General features: G+C 61.4%; 17 protein-coding genes. 15 read left to right on the top strand and 2 right to left on the bottom strand.

Annotation, left to right across the window (positions count from 1 at the left end):
* Positions 1–65: 65 nt before the first annotated feature.
* The 4 genes from KO536_RS15360 to KO536_RS15345 all read left to right on the top strand — a co-directional run bounded on the left by KO536_RS15360 (position 66) and on the right by KO536_RS15345 (position 5,690).
* Positions 66–1,286 carry an acyl-CoA dehydrogenase family protein gene (locus KO536_RS15360; RefSeq protein WP_219262310.1) on the top strand — a complete coding sequence of 407 codons (1,221 nt, stop codon included), beginning with the start codon at positions 66–68 and terminating at the stop codon, positions 1,284–1,286.
* Entirely contained in the window at positions 1,283–2,425 is a 1,143-nt protein-coding gene (locus KO536_RS15355; RefSeq protein ID WP_219262309.1) for an acyl-CoA dehydrogenase family protein, read from the top strand. The genes KO536_RS15360 and KO536_RS15355 overlap by 4 nt, the downstream gene beginning before the upstream one ends.
* 107 nt (positions 2,426–2,532) lie before the next feature.
* The gene (locus KO536_RS15350; RefSeq protein WP_219262308.1) at positions 2,533–4,215 is read left to right on the top strand and encodes a class I adenylate-forming enzyme family protein; all 1,683 of its coding nucleotides are present in this window, start codon (positions 2,533–2,535) and stop codon (positions 4,213–4,215) included.
* Positions 4,216–4,307: 92 nt separating this feature from the next.
* A complete protein-coding gene (locus KO536_RS15345; protein ID WP_219262307.1) occupies positions 4,308–5,690 on the top strand; it encodes a DUF1329 domain-containing protein in 1,383 nt (460 codons plus the stop codon).
* 448 nt (positions 5,691–6,138) lie between these two features.
* Here the strand turns inward: KO536_RS15345 and KO536_RS15340 are convergent, their stop codons facing one another.
* The gene (locus tag KO536_RS15340; RefSeq protein WP_219262306.1) at positions 6,139–7,479 is read right to left on the bottom strand and encodes an MFS transporter; all 1,341 of its coding nucleotides are present in this window, start codon (positions 7,477–7,479) and stop codon (positions 6,139–6,141) included.
* 335 nt (positions 7,480–7,814) lie between these two features.
* Here KO536_RS15340 and KO536_RS15335 point away from each other — a divergent pair, with 335 nt between their 5' ends.
* The 3 genes from KO536_RS15335 (at position 7,815) to KO536_RS15325 (ending at position 11,697) form a co-directional block, all read left to right on the top strand.
* Positions 7,815–9,677: a long-chain-acyl-CoA synthetase gene (locus tag KO536_RS15335; RefSeq protein ID WP_219262305.1), complete on the top strand. Its 1,863-nt coding sequence runs from the start codon at positions 7,815–7,817 to the stop codon at positions 9,675–9,677.
* A 168-nt stretch (positions 9,678–9,845) separates the two neighbouring features.
* Positions 9,846–10,682 carry an SDR family NAD(P)-dependent oxidoreductase gene (locus KO536_RS15330; protein WP_219262304.1) on the top strand — a complete coding sequence of 279 codons (837 nt, stop codon included), beginning with the start codon at positions 9,846–9,848 and terminating at the stop codon, positions 10,680–10,682.
* 109 nt (positions 10,683–10,791) lie between these two features.
* Positions 10,792–11,697 (top strand): NAD(P)-dependent oxidoreductase, encoded by a 906-nt coding sequence (locus tag KO536_RS15325; protein ID WP_219262303.1) that lies wholly within the window; start codon positions 10,792–10,794, stop codon positions 11,695–11,697.
* A gap of 176 nt (positions 11,698–11,873) precedes the next feature.
* Here KO536_RS15325 and KO536_RS15320 read toward each other — a convergent pair whose 3' ends face one another.
* Positions 11,874–12,161, bottom strand: coding sequence for a hypothetical protein (locus tag KO536_RS15320; RefSeq protein ID WP_219262302.1), 288 nt, complete (start codon positions 12,159–12,161; stop codon positions 11,874–11,876).
* A 92-nt stretch (positions 12,162–12,253) separates the two neighbouring features.
* On the opposite strand from KO536_RS15320, the gene KO536_RS15315 reads away from it, so the two are divergent.
* The 8 genes from KO536_RS15315 (at position 12,254) to KO536_RS15280 (ending at position 23,254) form a co-directional block, all read left to right on the top strand.
* Positions 12,254–12,598, top strand: coding sequence for a hypothetical protein (locus KO536_RS15315; protein ID WP_374105711.1), 345 nt, complete (start codon positions 12,254–12,256; stop codon positions 12,596–12,598).
* Positions 12,595–14,448 (top strand): long-chain-acyl-CoA synthetase, encoded by a 1,854-nt coding sequence (locus KO536_RS15310; protein WP_219262301.1) that lies wholly within the window; start codon positions 12,595–12,597, stop codon positions 14,446–14,448. Before KO536_RS15315 ends, KO536_RS15310 begins: the two co-directional genes overlap by 4 nt.
* Complete coding sequence (locus tag KO536_RS15305; RefSeq protein WP_219262300.1) at positions 14,441–15,526, top strand: MBL fold metallo-hydrolase; 1,086 nt, start codon at positions 14,441–14,443, stop codon at positions 15,524–15,526. The genes KO536_RS15310 and KO536_RS15305 overlap by 8 nt, the downstream gene beginning before the upstream one ends.
* 67 nt (positions 15,527–15,593) lie before the next feature.
* Complete coding sequence (locus KO536_RS15300) at positions 15,594–17,261, top strand: DUF1302 family protein (protein WP_219262299.1); 1,668 nt, start codon at positions 15,594–15,596, stop codon at positions 17,259–17,261.
* An 89-nt stretch (positions 17,262–17,350) separates the two neighbouring features.
* Positions 17,351–18,562, top strand: coding sequence for a thiolase family protein (locus tag KO536_RS15295; RefSeq protein ID WP_219262298.1), 1,212 nt, complete (start codon positions 17,351–17,353; stop codon positions 18,560–18,562).
* A 4-nt stretch (positions 18,563–18,566) separates the two neighbouring features.
* Positions 18,567–19,517, top strand: coding sequence for an OB-fold domain-containing protein (locus KO536_RS15290; RefSeq protein ID WP_219262297.1), 951 nt, complete (start codon positions 18,567–18,569; stop codon positions 19,515–19,517).
* A gap of 315 nt (positions 19,518–19,832) precedes the next feature.
* Positions 19,833–20,819 carry a YCF48-related protein gene (locus KO536_RS15285; protein ID WP_219262296.1) on the top strand — a complete coding sequence of 329 codons (987 nt, stop codon included), beginning with the start codon at positions 19,833–19,835 and terminating at the stop codon, positions 20,817–20,819.
* A 14-nt stretch (positions 20,820–20,833) separates the two neighbouring features.
* Positions 20,834–23,254: an RND family transporter gene (locus KO536_RS15280; protein WP_219262295.1), complete on the top strand. Its 2,421-nt coding sequence runs from the start codon at positions 20,834–20,836 to the stop codon at positions 23,252–23,254.
* Positions 23,255–23,322 lie beyond the last annotated feature (68 nt).

Raw genomic sequence — 23,322 nt, 5'->3', positions numbered from 1 at the left:
AGCTCGTCCATCAAAAACAAAAACCGTACTCGCCCCGGATCCGGGGTGAGTCGAAGGGGACTTTCATGAGCACTATCGAGCAATTCCGGCAGGACACCCGTGCCTGGCTGGAGGCTAACTGCCCGCCGTCGATGCGCACCGGCATGGCTGAAGGCGATGTGGTGTGGGGCAGTCAGAATCCGCAATTTCCCTGTGAAGACGCACGGTTGTGGTTCGAACGCATGCGCGACAAGCGCTGGTTCTGTCCCGAGTGGCCTGAAGAATATGGCGGCGCGGGCCTGAGTGACGAACAACTGTCGGTGCTGGAAAGCGAGATGCGTCGCATCAAGTGCCGCCCACCGCAAATCAACCTGGGCATCTGGATGCTCGGTCCGGTGTTACTGGCGTTCGGCAGCGAAGAGCAGAAACGCGATCTGTTGCCGCCCATCGCCCGCGGTGAAGTGCGCTGGTGCCAAGGCTTTTCCGAGCCGAACGCCGGTTCGGACCTGGCCAGCCTGAAAATGGCCGCGCGTGACGCCGGCGATCACTTCGTGGTGGATGGCAGCAAGATCTGGACCTCCTACGGCGACAAATCCGATTGGATGTATGCCCTGGTGCGCACCGACTTCAGCGTACCAAAACACGAGGGCATCAGCCTGATCGTGCTGGACATGCGCAGCCCTGGGGTCAAGCCGCAGCCGATCGACTTGATCAGCGGCAAATCGGCGTTCTGCCAGGTGTTCTTCGATGCTGTGAAGGTGCCCAAGAGCCAGTTGATCGGGCCATTGAATGGTGGCTGGAACCTGGCCAAGTACCTGTTGCAGCACGAACGCAAGGCCATGTCGAAATTCGGCGAGTTCAGCCTGCCATCGCACTTCGATCTCTTGGCCCTGATGCGTGAATACGTGCCGGCGCCACAGGCTCAAAGTGAACACGCATTGCAGGCGCGGGCCACGGCCTGTGCGATGAACGAACATGCCTACAACCTGACCGTGCAGCGCATGGGTGAGGAGGCGCGGGCCGGTGATGACATCGGCGGCCTGATGTCGATCATGAAGCTGGTGCACACCGAACAGGAGCGCGACAAGTTCGAAGTGCTGCTCGACGCCATGGCCGGACATGCCTTCGGCTGGGAGAGCACGGCATTCAGCGAGCAGCAACTGGCGATCACCCGCGCCTGGCTCAGCAGCTACGCACTGACCATCTCGGGTGGCGCTTCGGAGATCCAGCTCAATGTCATCGCCAAGCGCGTGCTTGGTTTGCCTGAAGTGAAGAAGACTGTCGTGAAAACAGGAGTACAGCCATGAGCCTGCGTTATAGCGATGAACAGCGTTTGCTGGCCGACAGCGCGCGGGACTTTCTCGCCGCTCGCAGCCCGGTCAACGCCCAGCGTCGACTGCGCGATGACGCGGTGCACCCGGGCTTCGATGCAACGCTGTGGCGGGACGCGGTCGAGCTGGGCTGGAGTGCGATTCCGTTTCCGGAGGATTTCGGCGGCCTGGATTTCGGCTGCAAGGGCCTGGGACCGATCTTCGAATCCATGGGCCGCAACCTGTCGGCCTCGCCGCTGTTATCCAGCGTAGTGCTCGGCGGTTCGCTGTTGCACCTGGCGGGTAATTCGGCGCAACAGACGTACTGGTTGCAAGCGGTGATCGGCGGCGAACAGCGCCTGGCCCTGGCCGTGGACGAACGCTCGCGCCACGACCCGAGCCGCATTGCCCTTGAGGCGAAGGCCGAGGGCCAGGGCTATCGCTTGCATGGCGATAAATACTGGGTCGTCGACGGGCTGGGGGCCGATGCCTATGTGGTGGCGGCACGCACCTCCGGGCAGCCGGGTGACACCCAAGGCATCAGCCTGTTCCTGGTACCCGCCGATACGCAGGGTTTGACCGTCAGTGCCCTGGCGCTGATCGATTCGCGCAACAGCGCACGCCTGCAACTGAATCAGGTGCAATTGGGCAGCGAAGCGCTGCTGGGCACTCCGGGCGAGGGCTGGGCAGCGCTGGAAACCGCTCTGGACCGCGGCCGCACCTGCCTGGCCGCGGAGCTGTTGGGGATGGCCGAGCAACTGTTCGAGACCACTCTGGAGTACCTCAAGACCCGCGTGCAGTTCGACACACCGATTGGCACCTTCCAGGTCCTGCAACATCGCGCCGCGCAGATGTACATCGACCTGGCGCTGAGCCGCAGCGCCCTGATGGCCGCGCTGGGGACCCTGGATGACGCCAGCCTCGATGCCGGCACGCGCGCTCGACTGGTCAGCCTCGCCAAATGGAAGGCCGGTGACACGGCGATCAAGGTCGCCAACGAGGCGGTGCAGATGCATGGCGGCATTGGCGTCACTGACGAACTGGATGTCGGCCTGTACCTCAAGCGCACTCGCGTTGCACAGAGTTGCCTGGGTGACCGGGATTTCCATTGCGAGCGCTATTTGGCTCACGCGTAACTCCCTGTGGGAGCGAGCCTGCTCGCGAAGGCGCAGTGACAGGCCATGAAGGTATTGAATGTGCTGGCCGCGCCCACAGGTTTTTCGCTGTTCTGGAGAAAACACAAATGAGCATTGAACGCTGGCAAACCGCGTGGAGCCTACTGATCGCCCCCGGTGCGCCCTTTGAAGTGGCGACGCCGGATAACGGCGCTCCACGCTATTTCCGTCACGCTGCGCGCGACCTGCTGCAGGTGCTCGACGCCGGTCGTGTCCACGGCGACCGTGAGTTCCTGGTCTGGCAGTCGCAGCGCCTGACCTTCAATCAGTACTATGAGCAGGTTGACCGCCTCGCCGAGCAGATGGTCGCCCGTTTTGGCCTGCAACCGGGCGAGCGGGTGGCGATTGCCATGCGCAACCAGCCAGCGTGGCTGGTGGCCTTCGCCGCGATCCTGCGCTGTGGTGCGGTGTGTGTGCCGCTCAACAGTTGGGGCCTGCGCGACGAGTTGCAGTACGCGCTGCAGGACAGCGGTTCGCGCCTGCTGGTGTGCGACGAGGCGCGCCTCAATACCCTGCGCGCAGATCTGGCGCGTGAGCAGCATGCCACGATTGTCGTCGGCGCCCAGGAAGAAACGTTGCCCGAGTACTGTCTGCGTTTCGAAGACTTGATCAGCGCGCCGGGATTACCGTTGCCTGCGCTGGAAATTGATCCCGACGCGCCAGCACTTATCCTCTACACCTCAGGCACCACCAGTCGCGCCAAGGGCGCAGTGTCCACTCACCGGGCCATCTGCCAGGCGCTGTTCGCACTGGATTTCCAGGGTGCGTTTTGCGCCATGAGTTCACCGGAACGCATCGGCGTGGTGATCAACAGCGGCTTCGCGCCAACCACGCTGGCGGCTGTTCCGCTGTTTCATGTCAGCGGCTTGCATGCGCAGTTCCTGTCGGCATTGCGCGGCGGTCGGCGCTTGATGCTGATGTACAAGTGGGATGTCGAGCGGGCTATCGATCTGATTCGCGATGAGCGCTGTACCCAGTTCAACGGCGCACCGGTAATGATGCAACAGTTGCTCGCTTCGCCGCGCTTTGGCAGTGAGCAAACCGCCAGCCTGTTTGGCCTGGGGCTGGGTGGTGGAGCGTCGTCCGCCGGGGTACTCGACAACATGCTCAGGCTCAAGCCTGACGCCATCGGCGGCGCCGGCTACGGCCTGACGGAAAGCAACGGCATCGGCGCGGCGATTGGTGGCGATCAGTTTGTGTACAAGCCGGCAACGGCGGGCTGGGCGCTGCCGATCGTCGATATTCGCATCGGTGACAGCCCTGACCAGCCGCAGGTGGCGAACACCCGCGGGGTAATCTGGCTGCGTTCACCGACCCTGATGAGCGCCTACTGGAATTTGCCCGAGGCCACTGCGCAAAGCCTGCGCGACGGTTGGCTCGACACCGGCGATATCGGCTACCTCGACGACGAGGGCTTCCTCAGCATCACCGGGCGGGTCAAGGAGTTGATCAACCGCGGTGGAGAGAAGATATCCGCGGCCGAAATCGAAACCTGCATCCTCGATATGCCTGGCGTTCTGGAGGCTGCGGCGTTCGCCATCGCCGACCCGTTGCTGGGTGAGACTGTGGGGCTGGCCGTGCATGGCCAGGCATCGACGCTGCCCCGGGAAGCGCAAATCTGCGCATTCATCGCCGAGCGCCTGGCCTCCTACAAGGTACCGACCCAGGTCTATCGAGCACTCGAACCCTTGCCCCGCAATGCCACCGGCAAGGTGCTCAAGGCACAGTTGCAAGAAAAGTTGGGCGCCTGACGCGGCCTTAGTCTTTCCGGACGATGTCGGGGCCAGCAGAACACGAACAATGGGTCCATACCACACAGCCTTATCAGCGAAGGAGGCAACACATGAAAATAACAAGAACAGGTCTCATGCTCGCAGTCGCCGTCACAGCCAATAGCGGGTTTATTGGTTATGCACACGCCGAGGTGTCACCTCAGGAAGCCGCCAAGCTGGGCAAGGAACTGACCTGTGTCGGCGCCGAGCAAGCCGGTAACGCCGAGGGCACCATTCCGCCGTACACCGGCAAATACCTGGGCGAGGTGCCGGGCTGGAATCACGTGAAGTTTTCCGGCGACCAGCCGGTTGATCCCTATGCGGCGGAGAAGCCGATCCTGGTGATTACTGCGCAGAACATGAGCCAGTACGAGTCGCACCTGACCGAAGGGCAGAAAGCGCTGCTGAAGAAGTACCCGACCACCTACAAGATGAACATTTACCCAGGCCACCGGGATTTCCGCTATCCCGATTACGTCTGCCGCCGGGCGATGGACAATGCGCTGCACGCCAAGCTGGTCAACGACGGGGCAGGTTTCACCGGGCTGGGCCAGGTGCCGTTCCCTATCCCCAAGAGCGGCACTGAAGTGTTGTGGAACCACCAACTGCCGGCACGAGCCTACACCGAAGAAAAAACCACCGACCTGGCTTCGGTCCTGCCCAACGGGAGCATCGGCTGGGGACGTGCCTACGCACGTAACCTGGCGATGGCCAACTCACCCACCACCGATCCCCGGACCGAAGACAAGCTTTCGGCCATGAGCAACAACATGACCCTGAAGCCAGCCCGTGACAACGGCAACATCAGTATTGCTCATGAGCCCTACAACTACGGCACCGATGCGCGTCAGGCCTGGTCCTACAGCCCGTCGACCCGCCGTGTGCGGCAATTGCCAGGCTACGGTTTCGATCAGCCAATGATCGGTACCAACGGCACCATGACCATTGACGAAGACCGCTTGTTCAACGGTTCACCAGAGCGCTACACCTGGAAACTGATCGGCAAGCGCGAGATCTACAGTCCGGCCAACGCTTTCAAGCCTAACGCCGCGAACGTCAAATATGCCGATATGCTGACCCCCAACCACCCCAACCCGGACTTCATGCGTTATGAGTTGCGCCGTGTGTGGGTAGTGGAAGCCGATTTGAAGGAAGGCTTCCGGCATGTCTATGGCAAGCGCGTGCTGTTTATCGACGAAGACACCTGGAACTCGGTCATGGCCGACAACTACGACGCCCGTGGGCAGTTGTGGAAACATGCCATGGTCAACTACTACTACCACCCTGACATGAGCGCCTGGCAGGCCGGTTCGCAGTTCTTCATGGACTTGAACTCCGGTCAATACACCGGCTACGGCATGAGCAACGAGTCGAAGAAAGGCCCGATCCTCAACGAAGGCAAATTCACCATGGACCAGTACACCTCGGATGCGGCGCGTGCGATAGGGCGCTAACGCCTTAGCAACACCCGCAACAAGTAAAGGCCTCGCCGGATAACGGCGAGGCCTTTTTTTGTTTTCGCTATCCTGCAAATCATCGAGTATGCCGGTTCGATGGATGATGTAGGTACGAGCAGGCAGTTCCCGCAAACCAGCGTTGCTGCGCAGGCAATCGCTACTGTCCTGCCGGGCGTTTGCGTGGTCACGATCAAGCCTGTCGGCAACGCACTACTGATAGATCTGGCTCGAGACGCCAGCCGCGTCTTGCTCTCGGCCGGGTTCGCTGGTCGATGCCTGCGGTCAGTCTGGAGGGTGTCAGTCATCGAAGTGGGTGGCGGGCGGTGCAGCCTGCGGGCCTGCGGGCCTGCGGGCCTGCGTCAGGTTGCCCTGAGGCGCAGGTGATCTTGCAAGGAGGGAAGGGCAGTGGCAGCTACTGCCCGGGGTGCGAACGAATCAGAAGAGATCAGGCAATGGCGGTATTCGCAGGTTCGACGGCCAGTTCAATCGGCCGGTTAAGCTGAGCGCGATATCGGGGCAGGGCCATAGCGAGGAACAGTGCGGCAAGCACTACCATCGAGACCGATAAGGCCAGCGCATAACGCAGCGCTTCACCCCCCAGGCTTGGCGTGAGGTAGTCGCTCAGCACGCCGATCAGCAGCGGCCCGAAGCCGACGCCGAGCATGGTCATTGCCATGACGAAAATAGAAGTGGCCTGGCCCAGGTATTTAGGAGCAAACAAGTGGCTGATCGCTCCCAGACACGGCGTCGCCCACCAGGTGCCGAAGAAGCTGAATACGCTGTAGAAAAGGAAGGCCGTCGGTACCGGTATGCCGCCGATATGGAAGGCGATGCCGGCTGGCCAGAGGAAAAAGGCCAGGCTGGCAGGAATGCAGATCAAGGTGGCCAGCAAGGGTACGCCAATCTGCCAGGCCGGATCGCGACGGGCCATGCGGTCGGTGAGCATGCCGCAGGTCAAAGTCCCAACGGTAGCGCCGATACCACCGGCCACGCCGACGAGGACGCCTGCTTCCTGCAGGTTCAAGCCGTGGGAGCGGATCAAAAAACTCGGACTCCAGGTGCCCATGGCATAGCCGGCGATGGCCCAGGCTCCGCCGGTGAGTACCAGCCATACAAAGGAGGGGGTCTGTAACAATCTAGCCAGAGTCCTGGCCCAGCCTTCCTGAGCGTCCGCGCCCTGCGCGAGGCGTGCAGGCACGGCGCCGGTTTTGGGTGTCCGTACGGTGAGCCAGAGCAACAGGCCGAGAAAAATGCCTGGAGCGCCGAACAGCAAAAAGGCGAAACGCCAACCGTAGTGTTGCGCCAGCCAACCACCCAGGCCAAGGCCGAAGATTGCGCCAAGGGCGGAACCGATCATCAGTACCGACAGGGCCGTGGAGCGGCGCTCTGGCGGGTACAGTTCGGCGACCATGGCCACTGACGGCGCGGTGCCGCCCGCTTCACCGACGGCCACACCGACACGCGCCAGTAGCAGCGTGAGGAAACTGCTGGCCATGCCGCAGGCCATTGTCATGACACTCCATGCGATGCAACAGGCAGCGATCACCGGTTTGCGGCCGATACGGTCGGAGAGACGTCCCAGGGGGAAACCGAAGGCGCCGTAGAAGATCGCGAAGGTCAAACCGGACAGTAACCCGATACCCGTATCGGATATGCCGAACTCAGCTTTTACCGGTTCGATCAGGATCGCCATCAGTTGCCTGTCGATGTGGTTGAAAACGTAGATGCAGGTCAGTACGAACAACGCGTAGTGCGTGTGCCAGGTGGTACGGATGGGTGGGTTCACAGGGGGAACTCCTTTTATTGTTTTATTACGCGGGATCGTCCTCCTGCTTGGAAGGGTGAAGCGTCGTCCATACAGACTACAGCTACCTGGGAACCCGCCTCGAACGGCATGTTGCCGGTGGCCTGCAGGGCTGTACTGGCTGTTGGTCGGCCCGTATCTGCTTAGTCTTATTGGACGATGCTGTTCTGGCGGGCAGCGCTAATTATTCGCCCGGTACTCGGCCACAGGCATCGGATCGCGCGATCGTCGGGCTGCCTTCGCGCAGACGGTTATCGGGATGAGGCCAATGGTGCGCGAGCGTTGGCATGAATGGCAGGTTTTCTACGGAGTCAGAAATGAGCGGTTTCAATCAACTGAGGCAACCGGTGAATCTCGGCAGCGGGCCTGTGTCCCGAGAACAGACCCAAGCTATGCTCGATCGCCGGGCAGTGGCCAGCGGACAGATCAAACCGGCGGACCGCAACACCATCGCCGACCGCGTGGAAGAGCAGGCCAAGCGTTTCGCAGAGCGCCCGTTCATCATTTATGACGAGCAGCGCTTGAGCTATGCCGAGGTTGATGCCCGAGCCAACCAACTGGCACACGTCTTCCACGCCCGCGGTTTGCGCCCGGGGGATGTCTGCGCCCTCGCCATGGAAAACCGCCCGGAGTTCTTCTGCTGTTGGTTTGGCTTGGCCAAACTGGGGGTAGTGGTGGCCTTTATCAATACTCAGGTGAGCGGCCGGGCGTTGCTGCACGCACTGGAGTCCACCGCAGCCAAGGCCATGGTAGTGGGGGAGGAATGCCTCTCCAATCTGTTGACCATCGATGGCCTGCCGGACCTGCCCTGGTTGCTCATGCCGGACGCTGAGAACCCTGCGAGCAAGTCATTGCGCGCCAGGGTTGATACCGTTTTCGCCAAACAGGTGACGGCTGCACCGCGCACCGCGTTCCCCCGCGAGCTGCGTGCCGAGCTACCGGCCGAGACGCCGTGCCTGCTCATTTTCACTTCGGGCACCACGGGTTTGCCGAAGGCGGCGGTTTATAGCCACATGCGCTGGATGTCTATCGGCGATGTGATGGAAGTAACCCTCGCGGCCACGACCGAGGACGTTTTTTACTGCTGCTTGCCGCTCTACCACGGCGCTGCGGCGACGTCGGTGACCGCCACTGCGCTGCGTGCCGGGGCGAGTATCGTGATTCGCCGCAAGTTCAGTGTCCGCGAATTCTGGAACGATATACGTCGCCACCGCATCAGCATTTTCCAGTACATCGGTGAAATTTGCCGCTACCTGCTCAATCAGCCAATCGTCGATGGCGAGCGTGAGCACGGCTTGCGTTGCTTGCTGGGTGCGGGCCTGACCCCGGACTCCTGGCAGCGCTGGATGGAACGTTTCGGCCCGATCCAGATTTTCGAGGGCTGGAGCGCCACCGAGGCTAACACCAGCATCATCAATCTGGACAACCGCCCGGGCTCCTGCGGGCGCGTGCCGTTCTGGAACAAGATCAACATGCGCCTGGTCCGTTACGACGTTGAAAGCGAGAGTCATCCGCGCGACGAGCAGGGCTTCTACCGTCTTTGCGAGGTTGGCGAAATCGGTGAGGGCATGGGCTTTATCATCGATCATCCGAACATCGGTGGCGGCCGCTTCGAGGGTTACACCTCGGCTCAGGCTACCGAAAGCAAGATTCGCCGCAATGTCTTCAGCCAGGGCGATGCGTACTGGAGCTCGGGTGATCTGCTGCGCTACGACGAGGACGGCTATTTCTACTTCGTCGATCGCATCGGCGATACTTTCCGCTGGAAGAGCGAGAACGTTTCGACCCAGGAAGTCGCCGATGCCCTGGGTGATCTCCCGGGGCTGGAGCTGATCAATGTCTATGGTGTTCAGGTTCCTGAGCACGAAGGCCGAGCCGGGATGGCCGCGGTGCTGATGCAGGCGGGCCAGGACTTCAACCCCGAGGCGTTCTACGCGCTGGCTGAAGCGCGCCTGCCACGCTATGCCGCACCGATCTTCGTGAGGGTGTCGGCCGCGGCCGACCTGACCAGTACCTTCAAGCTGCGCAAGGTAGACCTGCAGCGCCAGGGCTATGCTCCGATGGCCTTCACCGATCCGCTTTACATTCGCGATGAAAGCCGCCGCAGCTATCAGCCCTACTCGGCCGAGTTGCTCGCCCGTATCGGTCTTAAGGCCTTCGTTGCCACCCCTCAAACCTGATGTTTGCGATAACCCTCATGCCGCTTCGACGGTAGTCCCATCGGACGATGCCTGCCTTGCGGGGAGCTGCAAATAATTCCGGGCCAACTGCGCACCAAATCTGTACCTGGGTTATTTGCGAGTCGACCGCAGGTCCATCGATCGAACAAAAACAAGAGGGATGGCAGCATGCTCGATTTCAAAGGCAAGACGGTTCTCGTCACCGGTGGTGGCGTGGGTATAGGGCGGGCGATAGTCGAGGCTTTCGGCCGTGCGGGTGCACGCCTGGTAGTGGCTGAAATCGATGCCGAACGGGCTGCGCAGGTGCGCAGCTGGCTGGACACTGCCGGTGTCGAAGCACTTGTCGTGGAAGGCGACATCACCGGCAAGGAACAAGTGGCGACTTTGGCCGAACAGGTCGAGTCGCGCTTCGGCGGACTCGATGTGCTGGTGAACAACGTCGGCGATTCACTGATGATCGCCAAGCCCTTCGACAGCTACACCGACGATGACATCGATCGCCTGTACGCCGTCAACCTGCAGCATATTTTCCGCGTGACGCGCGCCATGTTGCCGCTGCTGCGCCGCCAGGGTGCTGGTGGAAGCATCATCAGCCTGTCGTCGATCGAAGGCTTCCGGGGTATCCCTAACTGCAGCGTCTACGCTGCCTTCAAGTCTGCCATTGGCGGTTTCACCAAAAGCCTGGCGCTGGAACTGGGGCCCGTGGGTATCCGCGTCAACCAGATTGCTCCTGAGTCCACCGAGACGCCGCAACTGCCGGTGTCGGCAATGATTGCCCCGGAGCATCGGGAACAGATCCCCCACTGGCTTCCCCTGGGCCGTTTCGGTAAAGCCGAGGACATGGCCGGCGCCGCGCTTTTCCTCGCCAGCCCGTTGGCAGCCTGGATGACCGGCACCACCCTGCATGTGGACGGCGGGGCGTTGGCCGCTGCAGGCTGGTATCGCGACCCGCGAGGCACCTGGACCAACGTGCCAGTGATGAGCGGCAACGGCTTCAACTTCTGAAAATACCGCGCAGAACCCTGCGCGGGTTATCTGTTTTTCGTGTCTGGCATTGCCTGGGCATGCTTACCGAATCGGCCCGAATGCGGGCTCAAGCAAGAGTGATTAACCGATGAAGATTCTTGTGATTGGCGGGACCGGCCTGATCGGCGGTCATGCAGCTCTGCACCTCCAGGCTAATGGCCACGAGGTGACCATCGCCGGACGCAAACCGGCCGCCGCAGGCAGCGCTCTGGCCGAATTGAATCAGCTGCAGGGCGACTATGTCGCCGGGACGTTCAAACAGGACGACCTGTCTCGCTTCGATGCCCTGGTGTTCGCCGCCGGCAACGACATCCGCCACGTTCCGCAAGATGGCGACATCGACGCCCACTGGCAGCGAGCCAACGTCGAGGCCATTCCGCGCCTCTTCGAACTGGCACGCAGCGCGGGTATCAAGCAGGCGGTGCTGGTAGGCAGTTTCTACCCGCAAGTGGCACCGGCGCTGATCGACACTGTGCCGTACGTACGCTCGCGGCACCTGGCGGACGAAGCCGTGCGCGCCCTGGTCACCGCCGATTTCAAGGTGTGCAGCATCAATGCGCCCTTCGTGGTCGGCGCGGTACCGGGGCTCAAAGTGGATATGTTCGAGGCTTATACCCGCTATGCCGAAGGCCAGTTCGCACCTTTGCCGTTCTTTGGCCCGGTCGGCGGCAGCAACTTCATCTCCACCCGCTCGTTGTCCCAGGCAATCCTTGGCGCGCTGCTGCGTGGCGAGTCGGGCAAGGCTTATTTGGTAGGGGACGAAAACCTCAGCTACGCGCAATACTTCGAGAGTTTTCTGCGCGCCGTTGGCAACGAGGAGCAGGTACCGGCCCTGGACCAGGAGCATCCTATGTTGCCGGATTCAGCGATCTACACCGGTCGCGGGAGCACTGTGAGTTACGAGCCCGACGTCACGGAAACGGCTTTGTTGGGCTATGTTCGCGGTGACATCCAGCGTGCGATTGGCGAGGTGGTCAGGCAGTACCGCGCGTAAGTGAAGCGGGGCGTCTGTGTGTAGCTCCCGCTTGGGGAGGCGCCCCGCGTTTGATCAGCAGCAACGTGCCGAGCTCTTTGTCGTTGGGCATCACTGTGTTCAATCCCACCCTGCATCAGCCAATACCCCCTCAAGTCCCCCTGCATTTCCAGTTGTGAGTCATCACAAAAGCTGAGTCACCCAATCCCGCAGAACTGCTCGAACTTTTCAGCCTGGCACCTGGCGGCGATGGGTTGCAGGGACAGGGTGTCGGTGTTCTGCAGGGCGTTGTAGCAGGATCGAACCGTCGCGGTTGACGCTTTGTCGATGTCGCTGACCGGGCTCCAGGTGCCGATGGTGTCGCTGGCCATCGCCTCCGCGCCGCCGGTCAATGCCAGGCACTGGAACGAGGCCGTGCGAAACAGCTCGACCAGAGTCTTGAACCTAGTCTTGTCGGACGATGTTTCGCGCGCGTTCAACGTCAATGATTCAGCCCATATTCGCTGGCGTGTCAGTGCTTGCCCAAGCTGCTGCAAGTGATTCGACAGCCTGAAAACAAAAAAGCTGAGGAGTTGAAATGAGCGTCTTGTTAGAGCCGGTCGCCCTGGGCGAGCTGCAACTGGCCAACCGCATTGTCATGGTCTCCATGACTCGCAGTGATGCCTTCGCTCTGGCGCGTCGGCACAGTCCCCATGCCTTGATTTTCAATGATGGTTTCGACGGCCCTTCGGCCAGTGCCGCGCTCGCGTCGGGCGAGGGGACCACTGTGTCGTTTGGTCGTCACTTTATTGCCAACCCCGATCGGGTGAAGCGCTTGAAGCGATGCCTGGCGCTGCGCCGTTTCGATCGCAAGACCTTCTACACGCCGGGCTCGGCTGGCTACCCGGACTATCAAGCAATCGCCCAGGAGATGGCGCAATGAACTTGAACGACCTTCCCGGCGTCCTGCCGACCCGCCCGGTACCGCGTGAGCAGACCCAGGCATTACTCGATCAGCGCTCGGTTGCCGCCGGGCTGATCAAGCCGGGCGACCACTACACGCTGGCGGATCGCCTCGAACAACAGGCTCGTGACCAGGGCGAACGCGCGTTCCTGATCTACGGCGAGCAGACCCTGAGCTACTGTGAGGTCGACGCGCTGGCCAATCAGATGGCACACACTTTTTATGCCAATGGCCTGCGCGCTGGCGATGTCTGCGCCCTGGTCATGGAAAACCGTCCAGCGTTCTTCTGCACCTGGTTCGGCCTGGTCAAGCTCGGGGTGGTGGTGGCCTTCATCAACACTCAGGTCAGCGGTCGCCCGCTGCTGCATGCGCTGCAAACCACCGAAGCCAAGGCGTTGGTGATAGGCGAGGAATGTCTGGCTAATGTGCAGGCCACCGAAGATTTTCCGGACCTGCCGTGCTGGCTGATACGCGACCCGGAAAATCCCTGGACCGAACCGCTGCCCAAGAGCGTCGACGGGCATTTCGATGCACGTCTGGAGAAAGCCCCGCGCACGCCGTTCCCTCCGGATATCCGCGCGCACATCGAAGCGCAGACCCCAACCCTGCTGATCTTCACCTCGGGTACCACGGGCTTGCCCAAGGCGGCGCGCTACAGCCACATGCGCTGGATGTCCTCGGGCGATGTGATGGAAACCACTCTGCAAGCCACTTGCGAGGACGTGTTTTATTGCTGTCTGCCGCTGTACCACGGTGCTGCTGCCACGTCGGTGACCTCCACCGCCCTGCGGGTGGGTGCTGCCATCGTGGTGCGCCGCAAGTTCAGCGTGCGAGAGTTCTGGAAGGACGTCGCACGTCACCAGATCACCATCTTCCAGTACATCGGCGAGATCTGCCGCTATCTGCTCAATCAGCCGGCTCACGCGGGTGAGCGCGAGCACAGTCTGCGCTGCATGCTCGGTGCCGGTCTGTCGCCGGAGTCCTGGCAGCGCTGGCTTGAGCGCTTCGGTCCGATCCAGGTGTTCGAAGGTTGGGGCGCCACCGAGGCCAATACCACGGTCATTAATGTCGACAACTACTTCGGTTCCTGCGGACGCGTGCCCGACTGGAACAAAACAAACCTGCGGCTGGTGCGTTACGACATCGAAAACGACTGCCATCCACGCGACGAAAACGGTTTCTATCAAGTCTGCAAAGTGGGTGAGGTTGGCGAGGCCATGGGCTTCATCGTCGATCACCCGGACATTGGTGGCGGGCGATTCGAGGGTTACACCTCAAGCGAGGCCAGCGAGAGCAAAATTCGCCGCAATGTGTTCCGCCAAGGAGATGCCTACTGGAGCTCCGGCGACTTGCTGCGCGAGGACGCCGACGGTTACTGCTACTTCGTCGACCGCATCGGCGATACCTATCGCTGGAAAAGCGAGAACGTATCGACCCAGGAAGTGGCGGACGCGCTGAGCGATCTGTCGGGCGTGGAGCTGATCAACGTCTATGGCGTCCAGGTACCGGGCCATGAAGGACGCGCCGGCATGGCCGCGGTGCTGATGCAGGAGGACCAGGCGTTCGATCCGGCCGCCCTGTACGACCTGACCGAAACGCGCCTGCCGCGCTATGCGGCACCGGTGTTCGTGCGGGTCACCCAGTCGGCAGACCTGACGGCCAGCTTCAAGCTGCGCAAGGTCGATCTGCAACGCCAGGGCTACTGCCCGAAACGTTGCAGCGATCCGTTGTTCATCCGCGATGAGCACGCCCGCACTTATGTGCCCTATTCGGTAGAGGCTCTGGCGCGAGCCGGACTGACACTCTTCGCGGTGGCCCACCATGACTGATCTTGACGACAACGGTCACGAACTGCGCGGCGGCCTGCGGTATCCATGGCATCAGGCGCCCGACGCCGGGCAAGTGCGCGAAGTGGCGCCAGGTGTCTGGTGGTTGCGTATGCCGCTGCCGTTTCGCCTGGACCATATAAACCTCTACCTGCTGCGTCACACCGACGGCTGGGTGGTGGTAGACACCGGCATGAACACCGAGCAGACCCGCGAAGTCTGGGACCGGGTGCTGAATGAAGTCTGTGCTGGCCTGCCGGTGCTGGCAGTCGTCTGCACCCACTTTCACTCCGACCATGCCGGGGTGGCCGCATGGCTTTCGGAACGTTTTCAATGTCCGGTTTACATGACCGCCAGTGAGTTCCACTCGCTGCACCTCAAGTTTCCCGCCGGTCAACCACCGGGCTGGGACTTTCTCGACTTCTACCGCAAGGCTGGCGTGGCTGACGAGCAGAGCACCGAGATGTTCGCGGTGATGAGCAACGCCCATTTTCTGCCAGCGCCACTGAACCATTACCGGCGATTACGCGAGGGCAGCCTCCTGAATATCGGTGGCCGCAGCTGGCAGGTGGTCATCGGGCGCGGTCACTCGCCGGAGCATGCCTGCCTGTATGCCGCCGATGACGGCTTGCTGATTTCCGGCGACCAGGTGCTGCCGCGCATTACCTCCACTGTTGGCGTGCATGCCACGGAGCCATTAGCCAACCCGCTGCGCGACTGGCTTGATTCCATCGAGCATTTACGCGCCTTGCCCGACAGTGTGCTGGTGCTGCCGGCGCACGAGCGGCCTTTTTTCAATTTGCATCAGCGTCTGGATCAACTGGAGGCGCATCACCGGGCGCATCTGGCGCTGGTGCTGGCCAACTGTGATGAGCCGCGTACTGCGCTCGAACTGATGGCCGTTTTATTTCCCAAGCTGTCGGGCCGTTTCGACGAACTGATGGCGCTTGGTGAAACGTTGGCGCATGCCAACTACCTGGTGGCCGAAGGGTCGCTTGCGCGGGAAGAGGACCGGGGGCGGTATCGCTACCGGAGTGCTGTAAGGGGAGCGTGCTCAGTTAACCCGCTCAATGTGTTTTGAGCGGATGGCACGGCAGCGGTGTTGAACATTCCAGGCAGCCATGCGGTTGCCCTTCAGGAGAGTCAGTGTGATCAACAAAAACAACAATAACACTACGGTCATGGGTTCGAGGGTGTTTCAGGTCAGCAGCCTGGCGGCAGCCGTAGCGCTGGTGTCTACAACGGCATGGGCCGGTGATACGGTCGAGTTCGACAACGGTTTGACCATGGACTGGTCGGTAACGACCAGTTATGGCGTCGGTGTGCGGACCGGCAGCCAGAGCAATCGTTTGATGACGATCAACGCCGACGATGCCAACCGCAACTTCGACCGTGGCAGCCTGACCACTAACCGTGTGGGCGCGCTGGGCGAAATGATCCTGCGCAAGGACAACTATGGTGCTGTGGTGCGCGGCAGTACTTTCTACGATGACGTCTACCACCGCGGGAACGACAACAATTCGCCCGCCACCGTGAACAAAACCGGCAGCAATGACGAGTTCACCAGTGACACCCGTTACTACAGCGGAGGGCGCACCCGTCTGCTCGACGCCTATGTGTTCAGCGGCTGGCGTTTCGACAATGACACCATGCTCGACGTCAAGGCCGGGCGACATATCGAATCCTGGGGCGAGAGTTTGTACTACCCGGGTGTGAACGGCGTACAGAACCCGTCGGATGCGGTGAAAGCATCCCAGCCGGGTGTTGAAGTCAAGGAAGTGCTGTTGCCGGTCGGGCAGCTCTCCGGCTCGTTCCGCCTCAACCCCAGTGTGACCTTCGGTGCATACGTGCAATACGAATGGAAGGGCACTGAACTACCGCCGGTGGGTAGCTACCTGTCGAGCAGCGACGTGGTTGGACCCGGTCGCGAGTTCATCTACGCCAATGGCCAGAAGATCGCTTACCGTGGCACTGACGAACCGCGGGATGGCGGCCAGTGGGGCGTCCAGATGCGCTACCGCCCGGTACCGGCCATCGAGCTGTCGTTGTTCCACGTCAACTACCATGACAAGAACCCGGCCACCGCCCTGGTCGGCTACGACCCGCTGCCAGTGGGCGGTGGCCTCAACGCCTTCGTCAGCAATGGTTACCGGATCAAATACTTCGAAGACATCAAGCTGACCGGCATCAGCGCCTCGACCAAGATCGGCGACGTCCAGTTAGGCGGCGAATGGTCGTACCGCGACGGTGCGCCGGTGATGGTCAATACCGGCCTTGGCGCGGTGCCCGCCAAGGGCAAGGGCCAGCAAATGCAGATTTCGGCGATGCGTATTCTGGGTGACCGTCCCTGGGCCAGCCAGACCACTCTGACGGCCGAAGTCATCCGCGTGCAGGTCGATAGCGTCGAGTCCGTTTCGGCGGCACCCAACCTGCAAGGCGTGAACTTGTTGCCTTCCCTGGCACCTCTAGTGGCGCCTTCCAATGACTATACCTACAACACCAGTGGCGGCATGCGCACCAAGTCGTCCAGTGCCTACACCGTGGGCGCATCGTTCAGTTACCCGGGCGTTTTCCAGGGCTGGGATCTGGAAGTGCCCTTCAGCTTCTCCAACGTGTTCAGTGGCGCGACACCCATGGCCGGGAGCATCTCCGGGATGCAAGGTGACCGACGCCTGAGTATGGGCACCACCTTCAAGTACCTGGGCAATCTGGAAGTCGGCTTGAAGTACATCGGCTACCTGGGTGAGCCGGACCCGATCAAGCGTCCGTTCGCCGACCGCGATTACGCCACGTTCTCGATGAAATACACCTTCTGATCGGCCACGGTCCGGATCGCTTCCGCGTAACCGGACCTTCAACACAACCTGAAAATCGCCGCAGCGTAACGCTTCGGCATGGAGGCACTATGGGGCTCAAAGGGCATGCGGCCATTGTTGGCACCGCACAATACAAGCCGGAAAAATACTCGACCGCACCCAAGATGTTTCACCTTGAGCAAGTCGCCGACCTGGCGGCCCAAGCGTTGCGTGATGCCGGGCTCAAGGCCTCGGACCTCGACGGACTGGTGATCAACGGCCCGCATTTTCATGAGGCCTCGGTGTTCGTACCGGCGATGGCCGCCGAGTACCTGGGGTTGCGTCTGAACTTTGCCGAAGTGGTGGACCTGGGCGGCTGTACGTCGGTGGGTATGGTCTGGCGCGCCGCCGCGGCCATCGAACTTGGCCTGTGTCAGGCTGTGCTGTGCGTAATCCCGGCACGCATGGCGCCGTTGGGCCCTGGAGAGGACGCTGGCTGGATGGCCCGATCCATGCGCTTCGGTGGACACAGCACGGCATTTGGCGCGCCCGAAGCCGAGTTCGACCTGCCATACGGGCACATGGGCCAGAACACGGGCTACGCGATGATTGCCCAGCGTTATGCCGCACAGTACGACTATGACCAGCGGGCGATGGCCAAGATCGCCGTCGACCAGCGCACCAACGCCCTGGCCAATCCGCAGGCGATGTTCTACGGCCAGCCGTTGACCATCGAACAGGTACTGGCCAGCAAGATGGTCGCCGACCCGTTACACATCCTGGAAATCGTCATGCCGGTGGCCGGGGGCGCAGCGATGATCATCACCAACAAGGAGGTGGCGGCCCGCTGCCGCAAACGTCCGTCGTTTATTACCGGCTTTGGCGAGCACCTGGCGTTCAAGTCGCCGACCTATGCCCAAGACATGCTGAACACGCCTATTGGTCCGGCTTCCCAGCGGGCCTTTGCTATGGCCGGGCTCAAGCCCAAGGACGTCGATGCCGCGCAGATCTACGACTGCTACACCATCACTACCTTGCTGACCCTGGAAGATGCCGGTTTCTGCGGCAAGGGCGAAGGTATGGCGTTCGTGCGCGAACACGACCTGACCTGGCGTGGGGATTTCCCGATGAACACTCACGGCGGGCAACTCAGTTTCGGCCAGTCGGCCTCGGCCGGTGGCATGAGCCAGGTGATCGAGGCGGTGACGCAGATCGCCGGCACTGCTGGTGAGCGTCAACTGGGGCGCTGTGACAGCGTCTACGTCTCCGGCACCGGCGGCGTGATGAGCGAGCAGGGCGCATTGATACTTCAGGGAGCATAAGCACATGTCCAACAATAAACCGATGCCGGTCGCGACGCAGATTTCCGCACCGTTCTGGGAGGGCCTGAAGGCTCGCCGCCTGTTGATCCAGCAATGTAACGCCTGTGCGCACTGGAACTTCTACCCGCGCCGACATTGCACGGTGTGTCTGGAACATGACCTGGCCTGGCGCGAAGTCGACGGCAGCGCGACGCTGTACAGCTATACCGTGACGCGTATTGCCACCTTGCCCGATTTTATGGATGAAATGCCGCAGAAACTGGCGGTGGTCGAGTTGGCCGAAGGGGTGCGCATCAATACCAACCTGGTAGGCCTTGATGAGGCCGAAATCCGTATCGGCATGCCATTGCAGCCGGTGTTCGCCGAAGTCGATGCCAAGGGCAACCGCCTGCTGCGCTTCACCGGAGTGGACAAAGACGCGGCGAGCCTTGAGCCGCTGCCCGAGCTGGATAGCGAACCGGCACCCGCGGCGTCGGAGCAACCGCCCGCCCGGCAGATTGACCTCAACGATGGGCCAGCCTTGCAGACCCTGATCAGCGAGCAGTTCAGCGACTGGAGCAACGTGGTGCTGGTCGATCAGGCACTGATCGACGCCTTTGCCCTGTTGTCGGGCGATGATTACTGGATCCACACCGATCCGGAGCGCGCGCGCCTGCAAAGCCCGTTCGGCGGCACTATCGCCCATGGCGCACTGGTCCAGGTGCTGCAGTCGCGGATGAAACTGGCGCTGGGCTTTGAGATCAGCGGATACACCACCCAGATCAATTACGGCTCCGATCGCTTGCGCTTCCCGGCGCCAGTGCCGGCCGGCTCGCGGATCCATTCGCGGGCGCGGGTGAAAAAAGTCGAGATCTCGGCACGCGGCACCCAGCTGACGCTGGAACTCAATATCCATGTCGTGGGCCAGGACCGGCCGTCGGTGATCAACGAACTGGTGATCCTCTACATCGCCTGATCGCCACCCAACCCTGTGGGACGGACTTGCTCGCGAAGACGTCCCGTTCCCACAGTGGTTCTGCCTCGTATACAGCTACCGAGAACATCACAGATACCTCCTGTCACCACCCTCGGTGCAGCACAAGCACTGATACGCCATTTGCGCCATTGCATAAGCCATTTGGACGATGTGCCACCCGGACCTTGCGCCGACTATCCCTTCAGAGGCAATGCCCATTTCGATTGCCTCGCATGCCCTGGCGCCTGACAAGAACAAGAGGATTGGCCCTATGACTTGCCCTATGCACGCGTGCCCCGAACAGGAGTGCTGCTCATGCGCTCGGTGATCGGTTATCTGGTCTGCCTGGTGGTCGCCCTGACCATCGGCTTCACCTTTTCCCCCAAGACCCCACCGCAAGAAGAACTGCTGGCCACGCGCCCGGACCGTCTGCAGATCAACGGTTTGCTCAATCTTGGCCAGCGCGTGGTCGCTGTGGGCGAGCGCGGCAGCATCCTGCTCAGTGATGACCAGGGCGTCAGTTGGCAGTCAGCCAGCGTCGCCAGTCAGCGCAATGCCACCCTGACTGCCGTGGTGGCACTGGACGACAAGCGCTTGCTCGCTGTTGGGCATGACGGCTGGATTCTACGCTCGACAGACGACGGCAGCAGTTGGCAGGAAATGCGCTACGACGCCGATCTGGGTGAACCGCTACTGGGTATCTGGACCTCAGGGGGTGACAACGTCGTGGCGTTTGGCAGTTTCGGCAAGTTCTATCAGTCCGCCGATGCCGGGCAGACCTGGGCTGCGCAGGATCTGAACATCGACAGCGCCCACCTCAACAGCATGGCCGGTGGCAACGATGGCCGACGCATGCTGGTGGGAGAGCAGGGCCTGATACTGCGCACGGCCGACGACGGCAAGCACTGGCAGACCTTGCCGGCGTTCTACAGCGGTTCGCTGTTTGGAATCGTGCGTCTGAGCGCGGATAACTGGGTGACCTACGGTATGCGCGGGCATGTGTTCGTCAGCCACGACTTCGGCAACAGTTGGACCCAGATCAACGTGGGTAACCACCTACCGCTGTACGGCCACGTGGTGCTGCCCGATCACTCGGGGTTGTTGATCGTGGGCGCTGGCAGCTCGGTGGTGCGCCTGGATGCACAGGGCGCGCTGGTGGGTGTCGAGCGCCTGGCAGGACTCGGCACGTTGACCTCGGCAACGATGGTCGGCTCGCGGCTGCTGGTGGGTGGCGAGCGCGGAGTATTGCAGGGTTCAGGTGGCAGCGTTGCTGCCCTAGTGGCCAAAGAGGCCACCCAGTGAATGAGAGGCGGGCAATGAATCAAGGTAAACACTGGGTGACGCGCTGCGTCGAAACATGCGCCGATCATCTGATGGCCTGGCGCAAGGGGCTGCTTTTGCTGTTCGTGCTGGTGACGTTAGGCCTGGGCTACAGCGCCACCCACACGAAACTGGATTCGGGGTTCAACAAACAGATCCCGGTGACCCATCCCTACATGGTCAACTTTCTCAAGTTCAGCCGCTACTTCACCGGCGCCAACCGCCTTCTGGTCAGCGTGCGCTGGAAGGGCGAAGGCGATATTTATAACACCGAGTACCTTGAGACCTTACGCAAGGTTACCGACGACGTGTTTTTCATCCCCGGGGTCAGTCGCCCCAGTGTGACGTCGCTGTTTACCGCCAACGTGCGCTACATCGAAATTACCGAGGAAGGTTTCTTTGGCGACGTGGTGGTGCCACCGCGCTTCAGCGGCACCCCCGAAGACCTGGCGCAAGTGCGCAGCAATACGGCGGCCTCCGGTCAGGTAGGCCGGCTGGTGGCCAATGACCTGAAGTCGGCCATGGTCCGCGCCGACCTGCAGGACACCGACCCCACAACCGGCAAGCCGGTGTCCTATGTCGACATCGCCAAGCACCTGGAAGATATCCGCGCCAAATACGACAGCCCCGATATTGAGATCAATATCGTCGGTTTCGCCAAACTGGTGGGCGATGTGGTTGAAGGGCTGAACACGGTGATCGGCTTCTTTGTCGTGGCCTTCGTGATCACTGGGTTGCTGCTGTGGCTGTATTCACGCTCCCTGCGCCTGACCGTGGTGGCGCTGGTGGTGGCGTTGCTCCCGGTGGTTTGGCTGCTGGGCCTGTTGCCGTTGTTGGGGTTGGGCATTGATCCGATGTCAATCCTGGTGCCGTTCCTGATCTTCTCCATCGGCGTTTCCCATGCGGTGCAGATGACCAATGCCTGGAAGCAGGACGTGCTGCGCGGCAGCTCTTCGGTGCAAGCCGCGCAGGAAGCCTTTTGCAAGATTTTCATTCCCGGCTCCCTGGCGTTGCTGATGAACGCCCTGGGCTTTGGCGTGATCATGCTGATCGACATTCCCATCGTCCATGAACTGGGCGTGACCGCCTGTATTGGTGTGATGTTGATGATCATCACCAACAAGCTGATGCTGCCGATCATCCTGTCGTACTTGAAACTGGAACCGAGCGCTTTGGCCAAAGGCCTCAAGGTTCAGGGCAGGCACGCTTTGTGGTGGCGCCTGTCGGCGCTGGCCGAGCCGAAACCGGCACTGGCGGTGTTTGTGGTCAGCCTGTTGCTGCTCGGTGTGGGGGCCTGGAAGGCCCGGGACCTGGCGGTGGGCGATATCGGCGTGGGCGCGCCCGAGTTGCGGGCAGATTCGCGTTACAACCAGGACAACCAGAAGATCATCAACAGCTATTCCATCGGGCTCGACGTGATGTCGGTGTTCGTCCAGGTCAAGGGCGTCGACGAAGGGTGTCTGTCTCCCACTGTGATGCGTGCGGTGGAGGCATTTGATTTCCGCATGCGCACTGTCTCAGGCGTGCAGTCGATCCAGAGTGTGGCGGACATGGGCAAGCGGGTGATCGCCAGCAATAACGAAGGCAATCCGCGTTGGGCGGCGATTCCAGGATCGCCCCGTGGCCTGAGTCAGGGCGCGCGAGCCTATGTACCCGATGACGGACTGGTGACTGACGGCTGCCAACAGATGCAGATCCTGGTGTTCCTTGCCGACCACGAAGGAAGTACGGTCAGCCATGTGATCACTGAAGCCAAGCGGATCATTGCCGAGATCAGCTCGCCGCAAGTCGAATTCCTTCTGGCCGGTGGCAACGTCGGGGTGATGGCGGCCTCCAACGAGGCGGTCAAGCGTGCCGAAATCATCATGCTGGGGGCGCTGTTCGGTTCTGTAGCGCTGTTTTGCTGGCTGACCTTCCTGTCGATCCGCGCGGTGCTGTGCATTCTGGTGCCGCTGGCAATTGTTGCGATCCTGTGCAACGCGCTGATGACCATGCTCGGGATCGGCCTGAAGGTCGCCACCTTGCCGGTGATGGCGTTGGGGGTGGGCGTGGGTGTCGACTACGGCATTTATCTGTACGAGCGCATCCAGCATGAAATGCTGCGCGGATCCAACCTGCGCGAGGCGTTCTACCAGGCCATGTGCCAACGGGGCACGGCGGCAGTATTCACTGCCGTGACCATGTCCATCGGTGTTTGCACCTGGGCCTTCGCGCCGCTGAAGTTTCAGGCTGACATGGGTGTGTTGCTGTCGTTCATGTTCCTGGTCAATGTGCTGGGGGCGATTTTCCTCTTGCCGGCGCTGGCGGCCTGGTTCAATCGCGGACGACCGCTCGTCACTCAACGCGTACGCCAGCCTGCGGAGCCACACGGTCAATTCCAGCTGAAAAGCAGCCCGGCTGCGCGTGATTCTCAATAGAAAAAAATAAACTTGTCGGGCCCATTGTGGTATTGGCAGGTGACAGGGAGACTGATGAACGGGGCCCT

Origin of the sequence: Pseudomonas sp. NKUCC02_KPG, from assembly GCF_019345465.1 — a bacterium.
Taxonomy (GTDB): domain Bacteria; phylum Pseudomonadota; class Gammaproteobacteria; order Pseudomonadales; family Pseudomonadaceae; genus Aquipseudomonas.
Note: the sequence above shows the minus strand (reverse complement) of the source record. Positions and strands in the feature narration are given on the sequence as shown.